Origin of the sequence: Aquabacter sp. L1I39 (genome assembly GCF_017742835.1) — a bacterium.
Classification (GTDB): domain Bacteria; phylum Pseudomonadota; class Alphaproteobacteria; order Rhizobiales; family Xanthobacteraceae; genus L1I39.
The window spans coordinates 1,243,546-1,258,170 of sequence record NZ_CP072392.1 but is presented as its reverse complement, the minus strand read 5'-3'; the positions used below and the strand labels follow the sequence as shown (position 1 = coordinate 1,258,170).

Here is a 14,625-nt window from a genome sequence, read left to right as displayed (position 1 = left end):
CCGGAGGCATGCCGCATGCGGCAGCCTTCGACGGGGGATCAGGGCAGCCCGGGCCGCAGGGGGCCGGCGTTGCAGATCGAGGGGCTTCCACATGACTGAGCACGCCGTTGAGCTGGCGCTGGCTGCCCTTGAGCCGCCCGCGCGCTCGCCCTATCTGGTGGTGGAGAATGTCACCAAGCGTTTCAAGGACTTCGTGGCGCTGAAGGGCGTCTCGCTGGAGGTCGGGGAAGGCGAGTTCGTCTGCTTTCTCGGCCCGTCCGGCTGCGGCAAGACCACCTTGCTGCGCGCCATTGCCGGCCTCGACATCCAATCCTCGGGCACCATCCATCAGGCCGGCCGGGACATTTCCGCCTTGCCCCCGGAGGAGCGCGACTTCGGCATCGTGTTCCAGTCCTATGCCCTGTTCCCCAACCTCACGCTGCGCCAGAACATCGCCTTCGGGCTGGAAAACCGGCGCATGCCGCGCGCGGCCATTTCGGCGCGGGTGGAGGAATTGCTCGATCTGGTCGGTCTGAAAGAGCACGGCCACAAATATCCCTCGCAGATTTCCGGCGGCCAGCAGCAGCGCGTGGCCCTGGCCCGCGCCCTGGCGCCGAGCCCCGGCCTGATCTTGCTGGACGAGCCCTTGAGCGCGCTCGATGCCAAGGTGCGCCTCCATCTGCGCAACGAGCTGAAGCAACTCCAGGCCCGCCTCGGCGTCACCACCGTCATGGTCACCCACGACCAGGACGAGGCGCTCTCCATGGCGGACCGGGTGGTGGTGATGAATGTGGGCGTGGTGGAGCAGGTGGGCACGCCTGCTGAAATCTATAATAGCCCCGCCACCCGCTTCGTCGCCGACTTCATCGGCGCCATGAACTTCTTTGCGGGCGAGATCGCCAATGGCGGAGAGGTGCATGTGGGCGAGGTCCGGCTGCGGGCCGGCCGGGGCTTGCCGGCGGACGGCGTGCGCGTCACCGCCGCCATCCGCCCGGAGGATGTGCGCATCATCGGCGCCGACCCCCATTCCGACTGGCAGTCCGCCAACCGGGTGGAGATGGTGGTGGAGCATGTGGAATTCCTCGGCTCCCACGTGCGCCTGAGCCTCTCCCATCGGGACTTCCGTCCCGCCTTGCTGGTGGCGCAGTCGTCCCAGGAACTGGTGCGTGCGCTCCAGATCGTTCCCGGCAAGCCCGTCGAGGTGAGCCTGCCGTCCGAACGGCTGCGCATCTACGAGGACAAGGCCAAGGGCGCGGGAGCACATCATGTCTGATGCCGCTGCCGCCCGCGTGACGGCCCTGCCGCACGCGCCGACCATCCGCCCCAAGGTGGGGCGTGATGACCGGCTGATGCTGGTCTTCACCCTGATGATCGGCCTTTATTTGGTGGTCAGCCTGGCGCTGCCCATCCTGTTCATGTTGTGGAAGTCCACCGAGGTCCGCGCCTTCCCCTACGGCGCCGTGGAACTGCAGGTGGACACGGGCGCGGGCTTCGTGCCGGCGGGCACGCTGGAGGCGCTGGCGCCGAAACTCGGCCTCGGCGCGGGGGTGGATCAGGCCCGCCGCTCCACCTCGCTCACGGCGGCGCAGCTGTTTCCCAAGCGCACCTTCGACGGCGTGCCGCTGGAGGGGCTGCGCATGCGCCTCACCGGCACCGCCGACGGCACGCTCGATCTGTCCGGCAAGCCGGTGGCGCCCGGCGAATGGGCGGAGGTCTCGGCCCAGGACCTGCGCCGCCTGGTGCTGCGCGCCGGCACCGTGCGCAGCCTCGACAATTACCTCGCCTATTTCAGCAATCCCGCGCTGACCCAGTCCATCGCCAACAGCTTCGCGGTGTCGCTGGCCACCACCTTCATCACGGTGCTGCTGGCCTTCGGCTTCGCCTATGCCCTCACCCGCACCTGCATGCCCGCCAAGGGCCTGTTCCGCACCATCGCCATGGTGCCCATCCTGGTGCCTTCGCTGCTGGCGGGCCTGTCGCTGGTGTATCTGTTCGGCAATCAGGGCCTGCTGAAGGAATTGCTGTTCGGCGCCAAGATCTATGGCGCCGGCGGCATCATCGCGGGCTGCGTGTTCTACACCTTCCCCCACGCTTTCCTCATCATCGCGACCGCGCTCGCGGTCTCCGATGCCCGCCTCTATGAGGCGGCGCGGGTGCTGCGCACGCCGCCCCGGCGGGCCTTCTTCACCGTGACCTTGCCCGGCGCCCGCTATGGCCTCATCTCGGCGGCCTTCGTTGTGTTCACCCTCACCATCACCGAGTTCGGCGTGCCCAAAGTGGTGGGTGGCGACTTCAACGTGCTCGCGGTGGACATCTACAAGCAGGTGGTGGGCCAGCAGAATTTCGCCATGGGCGCGGTGGTGTCGGTGATCCTGCTCATTCCGGCGGTGGTGGCCTTTTTCGTCGACCGGCTGGTCACCGCCCGCCAGGTGGCCCTGCTCACCGCCCGCGCCGTGCCTTATGCCCCACAGCGCAATGGCGCCCTCGACTGGGCTGCCTTCGCCTTCTGCTGCGTGGTGGCCGGTCTTCTGCTGCTGGTGCTGGGCGTGTCGCAATATGCCGCCCTGGTGCGCTTCTGGCCCTACGACCTGTCCATGAGCCTGACCCATTTCGCCTTTGAGGGCGTGGATGGCGGCGGCTGGGGCTCCTATTTCAACTCCCTGCGCCTGGCCTTCTACACCGCGGTCATCGGCACGGTGGTGGTGTTTGTGGGCGCCTATCTGGTGGAGAAGGGGCGCGGCTTCCTGGCCGCGCGGACCGGCCTCCACTTCCTTGCCATGCTGCCCATGGCCATTCCCGGCCTCGTGCTTGGCCTTGCCTACATCTTCTTCTTCAACGACAAGTCCAATCCGCTGAACCCGCTCTATGGCACCATGGCGATCCTGGTGATCTGCACGGTGACCCATTTCTACACGGTCTCGCACCTCACGGCCCTGACCGCGCTGAAGGCCATGGACCGGGAGTTCGAGGCGGTGGCCGCCTCCCTGAAGCAACCGGTGACGCGCATGTTTACCCGCATCACCATGCCGGTCTGCATGCCCACCGGCCTCGATGTGGCGGCCTATTATTTCGTGAACGCCATGACCACCGTGTCGGCCGTGGTGTTCCTGTATGCGCCCTCCACCACGCTCGCGGCGGTGGCGGCGCTGAACATGGATGATGCCGGACAGATCCAGTCGGCGGCGGCCATGTGCATGCTCATCTTCTACACCAATCTTGCGGCCCGGGGCGTCCATGCGGTGCTCTCCCGGGGCCTTGCCCGCACCCAGGAATGGCGCGTCCGATGACCTCCAAATATGACCTCGTGGTGGTGGGGGCCGGCATTGTCGGCCTCGCCCATGCGCTCATCGCCACCCGCCGGGGCATTTCGGTCTGCGTGGTGGACCGGGAGAGCGAGGCCATCGGCGCCTCCGTCCGCAATTTCGGCTTCGTCACCGTGACCGGCCAGCAGGCCGGCGACTGCTGGCGCCGCGCACGGCGCTCCCAGGAAATCTGGCTGGAGGTGGCGCCGGAGGCCGGGATTGTGGTGGAGCATGAGGGCCTCATCGTGGTGGCGCAGCGGCCGGAGGCCCTGGCGGTGCTGGAGGCCTTCCGCGCCACCGACATGGGCGCTGACTGCGAACTCTTCACTGCCGAGCAGACGCGCCGCCATTATGGCGCGGTCCTCAATGACACGCTGCTGGAAGGCGCCCTCTACAGCCCCCATGAGCGGCGGGTGGAAAGCCGCTTCGCCATCCCGAAGCTTGCCCGCTGGCTGGAGGAGGCGAAGGGCGTCACCTTCCGCCGCCGCTGCCATGTGTCGGCGGTGGACGAGGGGCGTGTCCGCACCAGCCAGGGCGAGATCCACGGCGCCCGCGTGGTGGTCTCCACCAATGATGACCTGGTGACCCTCTTCCCGGAGGAGATCGCCGCCTTGGGCATCCAGCGCTGCTGGCTTCAGATGCTCAAGGTCATGCCCGCCGACCCGGGTTTCCGCCTGCCGGCAGCCGTCATGTCCGATCTCTCCCTGGTGCGCTATCTGGGCTATGCGGAACTGCCCGAGGCGGCGGCGCTGCGGGCCCGGCTGGAGCAGGAGCAGCCGCAGGCGCTTGCCAACGGGGTCCATCTCATCGCCGTGCAGGGGGCCGATGGCGGGCTCATCGTGGGCGACAGCCATCATTATGGCTTCAGCCCCTCGCCCTTCTCCTCCGACAGCTTGGACAACATCATGCTGGACAAGCTCCATGCGGTGCTGCGCCTGTCCGGCGCGCGGGTGGCGGAGCGCTGGATGGGCACCTATGCCTCCTTGCCCGACAAGCTGATGGTGCGCGTGGCCCCTCAACCGGATGTGCGACTGGTGATCGTCACCAGCGGCACCGGGGCCTCCACCGCCTTTGCCATCGCCGAGGAAACCCTGGCCGAGCTGTTTGGAGACGCCGCATGACCTTTACCCATCTCAAGGCCGTCGTGTTCGACTGGGCCGGCACCATGGTGGATCACGGCTCGAAGGCGCCCATGGGCGTGTTTCAGCGCGCCTTTGCGCAGTTCGGCGTGGACATTTCCATCGACGAGGCCCGTGGCCCCATGGGCATGGCCAAGCGCGACCACATCTCCACCCTCATCCGCCTGCCGCGCATCGCGGCCCAGTGGGAAAAGGTGCATGGCCGCGCCCCCGGCGAGGCGGACATTGATGCCATCTACGATGTCTTCGTGCCGCTCAATGTGGAAGTGGTGACCGATTTTTCCGCCCTCATCCCCGGCGCCGCCGAAACCGCCGCCCAGTTGCGCGCGGCGGGGCTGAAGATCGGCTCCACCACCGGCTATACCCGCGAGATCATGGCGCCGCTTCTGCCGCGCGCGGCCGCGCAGGGCTATGCGCCGGACAATCTGGTGTGCGCCGGCGACCTGCCGGCGGGCCGGCCCACCCCGCTCATGATGTACAAGACCTTCCTCGACCTCGGCGTGTGGCCCGCCGCCGCCGTGGTGAAGGTGGATGACACCGAAGTGGGCGTGGCCGAGGGCCTGAATGCCGGCTGCTGGAGCGTCGGCGTCGCGCTCACCGGCAATGTGTTCGGCCTGGATGCCGCCGAGACCGAGGCTCTCTCCCATGACGAGCTGGAGGCGCGCCGGGCCGAGGCCTATGGCAAATTGACCCGCGCCGGCGCGCATTTCGTCATCGATGGCGTGGCGGACCTGCGGGAGGTGCTGGACGAAATCGAAGGCGCCATGGCGCGGGGCGAGCGGCCGTGAGCGCGGGCGAGGCAATGGTGTCGGGAGACCGGATCATGCAGGGCGGGGCCAGCGAAGGCGACGTCAACACTTCTCCCCTGCGCGCTGCCTGGAGCGCCGGGCTCGATGCGCCCACGCGGGACCTGCTGGAGGCGGATGCGGATGTCTTCCTGCATCAGTCTCTGTCCTCGCCATGCCTCGACGTGGTCGTTCATGCGGAAGGCTCCGTGCTGGTGACCCAGTCCGGCCGCCGAATCTTCGACTTCCACGGCAACAGCGTGCACCAATTGGGCCACGGCCATCCCGCCGTGGTGGCGGCCATCAAGGCGCAGCTGGACAGCTTGCCCTTCTGCCCCCGCCGCTTCACCTGCCAGGAGGCGGTGAGCTTTGCGCAGAAGCTGGCGGACCTTGCCCCGGAACCGCTGGGCAAGGTGCTGCTCGCGCCGTCCGGCTCCGCCGCCATCGGCATGGCGCTGAAGCTGGCGCGCTATGCCACCGGCCGGCACAAGACCCTGTCCATGTGGGACGCCTTCCACGGCGCCAATCTCGATGCCATTTCGGTCGGCGGCGAGGCGCTGTTCCGCAAGGATGTGGGCCCGCTCCTGCCCGGCGCCGAGCATGTGCCCCCGCCCGGAATGGCCCGTCGCTTCTTCGGCGACGATGACGGCGCCATCGATCGGCTGGCCGATTACATCGATTATGTGCTGGAGGTGCAGGGAGACGTGGCCGCCCTCATCGCCGAGCCGGTGCGCTGGACCACGGTTGAGCCGCCGCCGGCCGGTTTCTGGGCCAAGGTGAAGGCAAGCTGCGCCCGCCACGGCACCTTGCTGGTGTTTGACGAAATCCCCTCCGCGCTCGCCCGCTGCGGCACCTTCTATGTGTTCGAGCAGATGGGCTGTGTGCCCGACATGGTGGCGCTGGGGAAAGGGCTTGGCGGAGGCATCGTGCCCCAGGCGGCGCTCCTGGTGCGGCGAGACCTGGATATTGCCGGCCAGGTCGCGCTCGGCCACTACACCCATGAGAAGAGCCCGCTGGGCAGCGCCGCCGGCCTCGCCGCCATTCAGGTGATCGAGGAGGAGGATCTGTGCGCCCGGGCCCGGCATCTGGGCGCGACGGGGCGGGCGCGCCTCGACGCCCTTGCCGCGGCGCGGCCGGAGGTGCGGGAGGTCCGCCATATCGGCGCGTTCTTCGGCGTGGAGCTGCGCGATCATGCCGGCCTGCCCGCGAGCGTGCGGGCGGACCGCATCCTTTATGCCGCCCTGGAGCGGGGCCTCAGCTTCAAGGTGGGCGGCGGCAAGGTGCTCACCCTCTGCCCGCCCCTGACCATCTCGGACGAGGCATTCTCCCAATCCCTGGACATCCTCGCGGCGGCCTTCGCGGCGGCGGAGGGATAAAATGGTCACTCATACGATTGGCCGTGTGCTTGACCGCTTCGACCTGGACCTGACCTCCTTTCCCCGCTGGGGAGAGGAGGTCGGAACAGCGATCTGGGACAAGGTCTCCATTGGCGAATGACCAGGCGCTCAAGGCCCCGATGAGAGAAATGTCGCTTACCGTTCGCTCGCGGGGGGGAAGACCCATTTGCCGTCCTTGAACGGCAGGAAGCTGCCATCGTCCACGCCAACCTCCGCGGCGATGAGGCCGTTCAGCTTGGCATTCAGCCCCATGATCAGGTCGCCCGCTGCCCGCCCCTTCATGGCAAGGTTGTTCACCTCGTCGGGATCGTCCTGAAGGTCATAGACTTCCAGATCGTTCTTCCCAGTCAGTTCCTCCCAGGTGTCGGGCGTGTTGAAGCCCTGCGGGGAGAAGTAGCGGGAGAAGCGGTAGCGGCCATCGAACACGCTGCGGATGGAGCAGCGCAGTCGGAAGTCCGGCGGTTGCTTTTCCATGGCGGCGAGGCGTTGCGCGAGCGGGACCGAAGTGTCCGACTTCACGTCGAAATGGGCCGCCCAGCGCGCGTCCTGATAGCTCAGCATATTGTAGCAGAACAGCGACCCCGGCCGCAGCGTATCCGGCTTGGCTGCGCCCGGCGTGGTGAGCAGGGATGAAAAATCATGTCCCGGCAATCCTTCGCCCGCCTGCTTCAGCTTGTCGGGCGCAACGCCGGTGAGCGCGAGGATGGTGGGAGCGAGGTCGATCTGCGAGGTCACCGCATTGCAGGTGAGCCCGCCGGGATAGGCGGGGTGAACGATCATCAGGGGCAAGTGATTTTGCTGGCGGTAGGTGGAATTGCCCTTGCCGCGCATCTGATGATGGCCGCCCAGCTCGCCGTGATCGGCGGTGAAGACGATGATGGTGTCATCCGACATGCCGTTGGCCTTGATCGCCTCCAGCATGCGGAAGACCTGCAGGTCACAGTCGCGAATGCAGTTGAAATAATAGTTCTGCAGCACCCGCCAGCGGCGGTCCTCATCCGGCCACTGGCCGACCAGGAAGTCGATGACCTCCTGATAGATTTGCTGCGCCTTGGGGCGGCCGGGAGTGTTGAAGGCCTGGGTCCGTGTGGACGGCAAGGGCACGTCCCATGTGGCCTTGTAAAGGTCATTTTCCGGCGCGCGCGCGATGGGCATGGAAGACTGCTTGCCCTGGACCGTCTGGCCCGGCAGGTCGGAATTGATGAACATCACGTCGTGGGGATTGACGAAGTTCACCGCCAGATACCAGGGCTTGCCGGCCGCCTTCAGTTCCTGGCCGCGGGTGCGCAGCCAGCGGGTGGCGAAGGCCGTGGTGGTGTCGTCGTAATTGTAGCCGCCGAGCGTGCGGTCGTTGATGTCGCCGACGCCGAAGAAGTCGTCGAAGCCGTAGCTTTCGATGATCTTGCGGTATTTCGCGAACGGCGCGTCGATGGCCTCGTTCACCTGGTCGAGATTGATCGAGAGGTGCCACTTGCCCTGATAGGCGGCGTGATAGCCGAGCTGGGCGAGGCGGTGGCCCACCGTCTTCACATCCGTCGACATGTCCGGCTGCCACAGGGCATTGGCGTTGTCGAAGACGCCGGTATGGGGAATGTGGAGGCCTGTATAGAGCGTCGAGCGCGCCGGCGAACACACGCAGGACGCAGCCTGGTGGTTGGTGAAGGTGATGCCGTTGGCCTTGATCCATTCGCGGCCCGGCACCGGAAACGGCCATGCGTCGAAGAAATGCTCCTGATCAACCAGGATGAACAGAATGTTGTAGCCGCCGGGCGGTGCATCGGGTGCCTTGATCGGGGAAGGCGACCGGGACGGCAGGCCCCCGGCCTGTGTCTCCTTCGGCAGGAGGCCGGCAGCCACCAAGGCGGCGCCGGAGGTGAAAATCTCTCTCCGCGACGGCACAATAGTCCCCTCCGGCTTCTCGCCCATTTTCCGGTCCTCCCGCCATGCGTCGAGAATGATCAGCCCTCAATATATCGTTCCATAGGAGAAACGATTGTGTGAACGTCGCCAGCTCGAGTGAAAATATTGTGAGAAATTGAAGGGGCGGGCAACCGCCCGATGTCCGCAAGTAAAAGGGAAAGCTTAAGCTTGGCGGACGTTGTTGCGGGCTTAGCTGCACGGGGAGCTCCCTTCTCATCCAATGTCTACCGCTGTAGATTGCGGCGTCCTCGCATGTGCCCGCAGCCGCCAGCCCCGGAGCCCCCGTGAAAAAGATCGCCCTTGAGGAGCACTTCATCACGCCCGGGCTGGAGCCGCATATGCGGGCTGCGATGCCGCGCGTATCGGCGGAAGGCGCGGAGCACCTGAGCCAGCTCATGTTCGATTTCGGCGAGCGCCGGCTTGCCGCCATGGACGAGGCCGGCGTGGATATTGCGGTCCTGTCCATATCCGGGCCGGGCGTGCAGGCCGAGCCCGACCCCGCCGTGGCCGTGAAGCTCGCCCGAGACGCCAATGACCGGCTGGCGGCGGAGATCGTCAAGCAGCCGGCCCGGTATCGGGGCTTTGCCCATTTGCCCATGCAGGATGTGCCGGCGGCAACCGCTGAGCTGGAACGCTGCGTGAGCGAGCTCGGCTTCGTCGGCGCCCTGGTCAACGGCCACACAAACGGCGTCTATCTTGACGATCCCAGATACGATCCGTTCTGGGAGCGCATGCAGGCCCTCGACACGCCACTCTATCTGCACCCGACGGATTCCTTCGTGCTGCCCTACGTGCTCGAAGGCGCCCCGGAGCTCGTGAAGCCGACCTGGGAGTGGAACTTCGAGACCTCCTCGCATTTCCTGCGCCTGCTCTTCTCCGGCGTGTTCGATCGCTTTCCCAGGCTGAAGATCATCCTCGGCCACATGGGCGAGACCATGCCCTACCACCTGTGGCGCTTCGACAGCCGCGCCGCACTCATCGTCGGCAAGCGCCCCCTCAAGGAAGTGCCGTCCTTCTATCTGAAGCGGAACATGTTCGTGACCACGTCCGGCCAGTTCGACAACGTCCCGCTGATCGCGGCGCTCTCCGCGCTCGGGGCCGACAAGGTGCTGTTCTCCATCGACTATCCGTACGAGGATTCGGCGATGGCAGGCCGCTTCCTCGATGCCGCGCCGCTCGACGAGACAACCCGCGAAAAAGTCGCTCGCGGCAATGCCATCGGCGTCATGCGCATCAAGGCATGAGGTGGTCCCCGAAACCCGGACAGGTCGCTGAGGTTGGTTCGGCCTGGCGGAAGGACGAGCCCGACGGCCGGGAAGAGGAAACGGTATTCTTGGGATTTCAAGGCCAAGGTGGCCCTGGAGGCGATCCGCAGCGAGCATACGGTGGCTCAGCTGGCGGGACACGCTCACCCGCTCAAATTTATGGGGCCACTTTCTAGAGCGTCGTCCTATCCTTGGTGATGCCGAACGCGGATTGTAGAGGACCGTCCACCAGTCGAGCCGCCGGGCACCTTCCAGCGCCTGTCGCCGGTGCCGGCAATGCGCTGCACCGCCTCGGCCGGCTCGCCGAGCGATCAGTCGAGGCCCCGGTCAAGCCCGTCTATCGCCGCCGCATCTCCATCAACGGCACGGGCGAGCCGCGCTGATGTCACCGGGCCAAGTGTGAAACCCTGGTGGCCGTGGCCGAAATGCAGCCAGAGGCCGGGATGCCGGGGCGCCCGGCAGACCAGCGGCAGCATTCCGGGAAGGCACGGGCGCGTACCGGACCAAGGGGTCGCCTCCACTGGCGCCCCAAGATCGAGGAGCGAGCGGGCCGCTGCTTCTCCCCGTCTGAGCTGGCGCGGACGGGCGCTGGGGCCTGCGGTGGAGATCTGCGCCCCCGTGGCGATCCTCAGGCCGTCGCGCATGGGCGCCAGGACCACCGAATGATCCGCCAGGAGCAAGGGGCGGCGCAGGTGGGTGGCGCCCGAATAATGCCTGTGGTACCCGCGCTTGCGCACCATGGGCATGCGATAGCCGAGGGGCCGCAGGAGCTCGGGCGACCAGGGGCCGAGGGCGACAACAATCTGCTCGGCCTGCTCCCCTGCCACCTGCCATCCCGCCCCCGTGCGCGCGAGCGTGCGGGCGTCGGCCGTCAGGATGCGCCCGCCGCGCGCTGCGAACAGACGCGCATAGGCTGCCACCAGCGCGCCGGGCGACAGGCAGGTCCAGGGTGCGATCCAGTGAAGCGCTCCGGCGGGGGCGCGGCGGATGGCCGGCTCTGCCGATGCCAGCGTGGCGCCGTCGACAACGGCGAATTCAACACCATGCTCCGCCTTCCGGCGCTCCGCCGCCTGAACCGCGGCAGCTAACCCTTTCTGCGTGTCATGCACCTCCCAATAGCCCTCGCGGCGGATCAGGCTTTCGGCGCCGGATGCGGTGATGAGCGCCGCATGCCGGGGCACGGCCTCGCCGATGAGCTGCCGCCAGAGCGGGATGATCTCGCGCAGAGAGCGGGCCCCGGACGCACGCCAGTAGGCCAAGAGCGCGGGAAACTGGCCGGGCAGCGAGGGCCAATGCAGATCAACGGCATTCCTCGCCCCCAATGCCATCTGGAGCAACACCAGCGGGCTCGTCGGCAGCGCGTAGGGCTCGACCGCTTCCGCCTGGATGATGCCCGCATTGCCGTAGCTTGTTTCCGATCCCGGAGGGGCGCGATCGATCACCACGCAGGCGTGTCCGCGCTCCTGCAGGGCCAGCGCCGTGGTGATGCCAACCATGCCGGCGCCGAGAACCACGATGTCAGCCATGATGCTCCTTTGAACTTGGGCGCAGGCGGTGGCGGAATTCAGAGCCTTGCGCGCGCTCTTGCCAGCGCCGTCGGAGGCGGCCGCGCATCTGCGCCGCTCCCTGACACCCGCCCTGCGCCGGATCGGGGAGCGGCGCGATCGCTTTACTTCGCGGCGTTGGTCACCAGCGGGCAGTCGCTCTCGCTCAGCGGCCGGTAGGCGACGTCGGCGGAGACCGTCTCCAGCACCTTATAATAGGCCCAGGGCTTCTCCAGCTCCTTCGGCTCGCGCACCTGGACCAGGTAGAAATCGTGGACCAGCTTGCTGTCCGCCCGGATCTTTGCGCCGGGGGCGTAGAAGTCGTCCACCGGGGTGGCGCGCATCTTCTCCGCGACGCGGTCGGTATCGTCCGAATTGATCGCCGCCACCGCCTTCAGATAGTGGAAGACGGCGGAATAGACCGCCGCCTGCGGCGCGGTGGGCATGGCACCGTGCAGCGCATAAAAGCGTTTGGCGAAGGCGCGGGTGTCGTCATTGAGGTCCCAGTACCAGGCGGTGATGCCCGTGAGGCCCTTGGCCGTCTGGAGGCCCATGCCGTGGATGTCGGTCAGGAACATCAGGAGCGCCACCGGCGTCTGGCCGCCGGCACTCATGTTGAACTCGTTCCACTGCTTGATGGAGGAGACCAGTTGCTCACCGGCATTGGCGAGGGCCACCACCTTGGCGCCCGACCCCTGCGCCTGCAGCAGGAAAGAGGAATAGTCCGCATTGCCGATGGGATGGAAGACCGCGCCCAGTGACTTTCCGCCCACGGATTTCAGCATCCGCTCGGATTCAGCCACCATGTTCCGTCCGAAGGCATAGTCGGCGGCGATGAAGAACCACTTGTCTTGTCCCTGGCTGACCAGCTTGCGGATGGGGCCGGCGACCAGGTTGTAATTGTCGTGGAGCCAGGCAAAGCCCGTCGGGGCGCACTGCTTGCCGGTGATGTCCACCGTCCCCACGGCCGAGTACATGACCACCTTGTTCTTTTCCCGCGCCAGGGCCTGGACGGCGAGCGCGACAGCCGAATTGGTGACATCGGCCACCATGTCGACGCCTTCGGCGAACCATCGGCGCACGATCTGCGCGCCCACGTCCGCCTTGTTCTGGTGGTCCGCGACCAGCAGTTCCACCTTTACGTCGGGCGCGATCTTCTTGAAATCCTCCAGCGCCAGCTTGGCAGCCACCACCGATCCCTTGCCCGCAAGATCGGAGAACGGGCCCGATTGGTCGTTGAGGATGCCGATCTTGACCACCCCGTCGGAAATCTGGGCCGATGACGGCGTCGCCATGACGGCGAGGGCCATCAGGGCGCCGAGGCTTGATGTCCACAGTGCCCGCAAGCGATGTTTGCGGCTCTGCCTGTCCTGATCCTGTTTCATGTCTGCTGTTCCCCTGCGTGCCGTCGTTGCGGCTTTCTGGATTGAGGGCAGGCGGCGGGGGCGTCTGCTTGGCCGCCGCCTGTTCCGTGCTGGTGCCGTACGCGGCGCGGCTGGCTACAAGGGCCGCTGGCGGCCGCTGCCTGGGATCCGCGCTGCCGCGTCCGCGATCACGTCCCGGGCCATGGCGTCGGCCACCTCGGCGGGCGGCCTTGCGGTGGCGTCGGCACGGTCGAGCACGTCGGCGAGCCGGTCGGGAATGCGGGCGACGGCCTTGCGCACCGTGTCCTCGTCGTGGCCGAGATATTCGGCGGCGACATTGATGATACCCCCCGCATTGGCCACGAAGTCGGGCACAAAAAGAATGCCGCGCGCATGCAGGCGGGCCGCATCCTCGGCGGTGGAGAGCTGGTTGTTCGCGGCGCCCACGATGAAGCGCGCGCGCATATGGGCAATGGTCTCTTGGTTGAGCACGCCGCCCAGGGCACAGGGCGCGAAGATGTCCACGTCGGCCGCATGGATCTCGTCCGGCGACATCACCTGCACAGGAAGTTCCGCACGCAGGCGCGCGACCGCCTCGGTCTGCACATCGGAGACGATCAGCGTCGCGCCGGCCGCGTGCAGACGCCGGCAAAGATCGGCGCCCACATGGCCCAGCCCCTGCACCGCCACGCGGCTCTCCGAAAGGGGCAGGGCGTGCCGCGCGCAGACATGCGCGATGCAGAGGAATACACCGAGCGCCGTCCAGGGCGAGGGGTCGCCTCCCGCACGTCCGCCATGGGCGGGAAGCCCGAAGACGAAGGGTGTCTGCGCCCGCACGACTTCCATGTCGCCAGGCGTGGTTCCGACGTCCTCGGCGGCAAGATAATCCCCGCCGATCTCCTGAAGGACACGACCGAAGGCCTGGAACAGCGCCGTCCGGTCAAAAGCCCCCTCTGGGCGGCGGATGACGGACTTCCCGCCGCCCAAGGGGAGACCGGCCATGGCATTCTTGTAGCTCATGCCGCGGGCGAGACGCCGCGCATCGGAAAGCATGGCGGCGCCGTCGTCATAGTGCCAGAAGCGGCATCCTCCGGTCGCCGGTCCCAGGGCCAGCGAGTCCACGACGATAATGCCCGACAGGCTCGCCTCAGGGTCCGCGAAGTGGAAGATGCGTTGGCCGTCCTCGTGCTGCGCGGTGATGCGCGGCGTCATTGCGGTCCTCCCCGGTCGCGCAGCCGCGCGGCGGCCCGCTCGCTGGACCGCAGGCGCTCATCCAGCATGGGAGCGGCGAGGGTGCGGATCTCCGCCAGAAGCGCGGGAGGCGCGTTGTCCTCCGTGACATCGAAGGGCGGCTTGGGATCATATTCCAGCAACAGCTGGAGCCGCCGCGCGACGTCGTCGCCGCACAGCTCCGCCGCAACCTGGAAGGCGAAGTCGACCCCCGCGGTGACGCCGCCGCCCGAGATGCGATTGCGGTCGACCACGATGCGCTCCTTGACGGGGATCGCGCCGAGGATCGAAAGCTGGTCGCGCGACAGCCAGTGGCATGCCGACTTGTAGCCATTCAGCAGGCCGGCCCCTGCCAGGATGAAGCAGCCGGCGCAGACAGAGGTGACATAGCGGGCGCTCGCCCCGGCGCTGGCGACAAAGGCCATCACCTCCGGGTCGTCCATAAGCGCCATCTGGCCCGGACCACCTCCGACGCACAGGACATCCAGCTTCGGGCAGTCCGCGAACGTGGTGGTCGGCATCAAGGTGAGGCCCACATCGCTGGTGATCGGCTCGATGGACTTCCACAAGAGGTGCATCCGGGCGCCCGGAAGCCGAGCCAGCACCTCAAATGGTCCGGTGACATCCAGCTGGGTCATGCCCGGGAAGAAGAGAAGCCCGATCTCAAGCGTTTCCTGACTCACGTCGTCCCCCTTTGGGT

The 14,625-nt window shown here is 67.0% G+C and carries 11 protein-coding genes; 6 read left to right on the top strand and 5 right to left on the bottom strand.

Annotation, left to right across the window (positions count from 1 at the left end; all coding sequences use genetic code 11):
• The first annotated feature begins 91 nt into the window (after positions 1-91).
• From J5J86_RS05515 to pbfA, 5 genes are read left to right on the top strand one after another with little or no spacing between them, the layout of a single operon-like run.
• The gene (locus tag J5J86_RS05515) at positions 92-1,252 is read left to right on the top strand and encodes a putative 2-aminoethylphosphonate ABC transporter ATP-binding protein (RefSeq protein ID WP_209103875.1); all 1,161 of its coding nucleotides are present in this window, start codon (positions 92-94) and stop codon (positions 1,250-1,252) included.
• A complete protein-coding gene (locus J5J86_RS05510) occupies positions 1,245-3,266 on the top strand; it encodes a putative 2-aminoethylphosphonate ABC transporter permease subunit (RefSeq protein WP_247658086.1) in 2,022 nt (673 codons plus the stop codon). Before J5J86_RS05515 ends, J5J86_RS05510 begins: the two co-directional genes overlap by 8 nt.
• Positions 3,263-4,402, top strand: a complete 1,140-nt coding sequence (locus J5J86_RS05505; protein ID WP_209103874.1) for a TIGR03364 family FAD-dependent oxidoreductase — start codon at positions 3,263-3,265, stop codon at positions 4,400-4,402. The genes J5J86_RS05510 and J5J86_RS05505 overlap by 4 nt, the downstream gene beginning before the upstream one ends.
• Complete coding sequence (phnX, locus tag J5J86_RS05500; RefSeq protein WP_209103873.1) at positions 4,399-5,208, top strand: phosphonoacetaldehyde hydrolase; 810 nt, start codon at positions 4,399-4,401, stop codon at positions 5,206-5,208. The genes J5J86_RS05505 and phnX overlap by 4 nt, the downstream gene beginning before the upstream one ends.
• 35 nt (positions 5,209-5,243) lie before the next feature.
• The gene (gene pbfA, locus J5J86_RS05495; protein ID WP_209103872.1) at positions 5,244-6,581 is read left to right on the top strand and encodes a (R)-1-hydroxy-2-aminoethylphosphonate ammonia-lyase; all 1,338 of its coding nucleotides are present in this window, start codon (positions 5,244-5,246) and stop codon (positions 6,579-6,581) included.
• A 156-nt stretch (positions 6,582-6,737) separates the two neighbouring features.
• On the opposite strand, the gene J5J86_RS05490 is transcribed toward pbfA, so the two are convergent.
• Positions 6,738-8,501, bottom strand: a complete 1,764-nt coding sequence (locus J5J86_RS05490; protein WP_247658084.1) for a sulfatase-like hydrolase/transferase — start codon at positions 8,499-8,501, stop codon at positions 6,738-6,740.
• 305 nt (positions 8,502-8,806) lie between these two features.
• Between J5J86_RS05490 and J5J86_RS05485 the strand changes: the two genes are divergently transcribed.
• Positions 8,807-9,766 carry an amidohydrolase family protein gene (locus J5J86_RS05485; RefSeq protein WP_209103870.1) on the top strand — a complete coding sequence of 320 codons (960 nt, stop codon included), beginning with the start codon at positions 8,807-8,809 and terminating at the stop codon, positions 9,764-9,766.
• Between the two features lie 332 nt (positions 9,767-10,098).
• On the opposite strand, the gene J5J86_RS05480 is transcribed toward J5J86_RS05485, so the two are convergent.
• From J5J86_RS05480 to J5J86_RS05465, 4 genes are all read right to left on the bottom strand, one after another.
• The gene (locus tag J5J86_RS05480) at positions 10,099-11,313 is read right to left on the bottom strand and encodes an NAD(P)/FAD-dependent oxidoreductase (protein ID WP_209103869.1); all 1,215 of its coding nucleotides are present in this window, start codon (positions 11,311-11,313) and stop codon (positions 10,099-10,101) included.
• Positions 11,314-11,456: 143 nt separating this feature from the next.
• Positions 11,457-12,716 (bottom strand): ABC transporter substrate-binding protein, encoded by a 1,260-nt coding sequence (locus J5J86_RS05475; RefSeq protein ID WP_209103868.1) that lies wholly within the window; start codon positions 12,714-12,716, stop codon positions 11,457-11,459.
• 114 nt (positions 12,717-12,830) lie between these two features.
• Complete coding sequence (locus J5J86_RS05470; RefSeq protein ID WP_209103867.1) at positions 12,831-13,907, bottom strand: Glu/Leu/Phe/Val family dehydrogenase; 1,077 nt, start codon at positions 13,905-13,907, stop codon at positions 12,831-12,833.
• Positions 13,904-14,608 (bottom strand): DJ-1/PfpI family protein, encoded by a 705-nt coding sequence (locus J5J86_RS05465; RefSeq protein ID WP_247658082.1) that lies wholly within the window; start codon positions 14,606-14,608, stop codon positions 13,904-13,906. Before J5J86_RS05465 ends, J5J86_RS05470 begins: the two co-directional genes overlap by 4 nt.
• Positions 14,609-14,625: the final 17 nt, after the last annotated feature.

Coding starts and splice junctions, on each gene's coding strand:
- J5J86_RS05515 (WP_209103875.1), top strand. CDS start 92: ATGACTGAGCACGCCGTTGAGCTGGCGCTGGCTGCCCTTGAGCCGCCC.
- J5J86_RS05510 (WP_247658086.1), top strand. CDS start 1,245: ATGTCTGATGCCGCTGCCGCCCGCGTGACGGCCCTGCCGCACGCGCCG.
- J5J86_RS05505 (WP_209103874.1), top strand. CDS start 3,263: ATGACCTCCAAATATGACCTCGTGGTGGTGGGGGCCGGCATTGTCGGC.
- phnX (WP_209103873.1), top strand. CDS start 4,399: ATGACCTTTACCCATCTCAAGGCCGTCGTGTTCGACTGGGCCGGCACC.
- pbfA (WP_209103872.1), top strand. CDS start 5,244: ATGCAGGGCGGGGCCAGCGAAGGCGACGTCAACACTTCTCCCCTGCGC.
- J5J86_RS05480 (WP_209103869.1), bottom strand. CDS start 11,313: ATGGCTGACATCGTGGTTCTCGGCGCCGGCATGGTTGGCATCACCACG.
- J5J86_RS05475 (WP_209103868.1), bottom strand. CDS start 12,716: ATGAAACAGGATCAGGACAGGCAGAGCCGCAAACATCGCTTGCGGGCA.
- J5J86_RS05470 (WP_209103867.1), bottom strand. CDS start 13,907: ATGACGCCGCGCATCACCGCGCAGCACGAGGACGGCCAACGCATCTTC.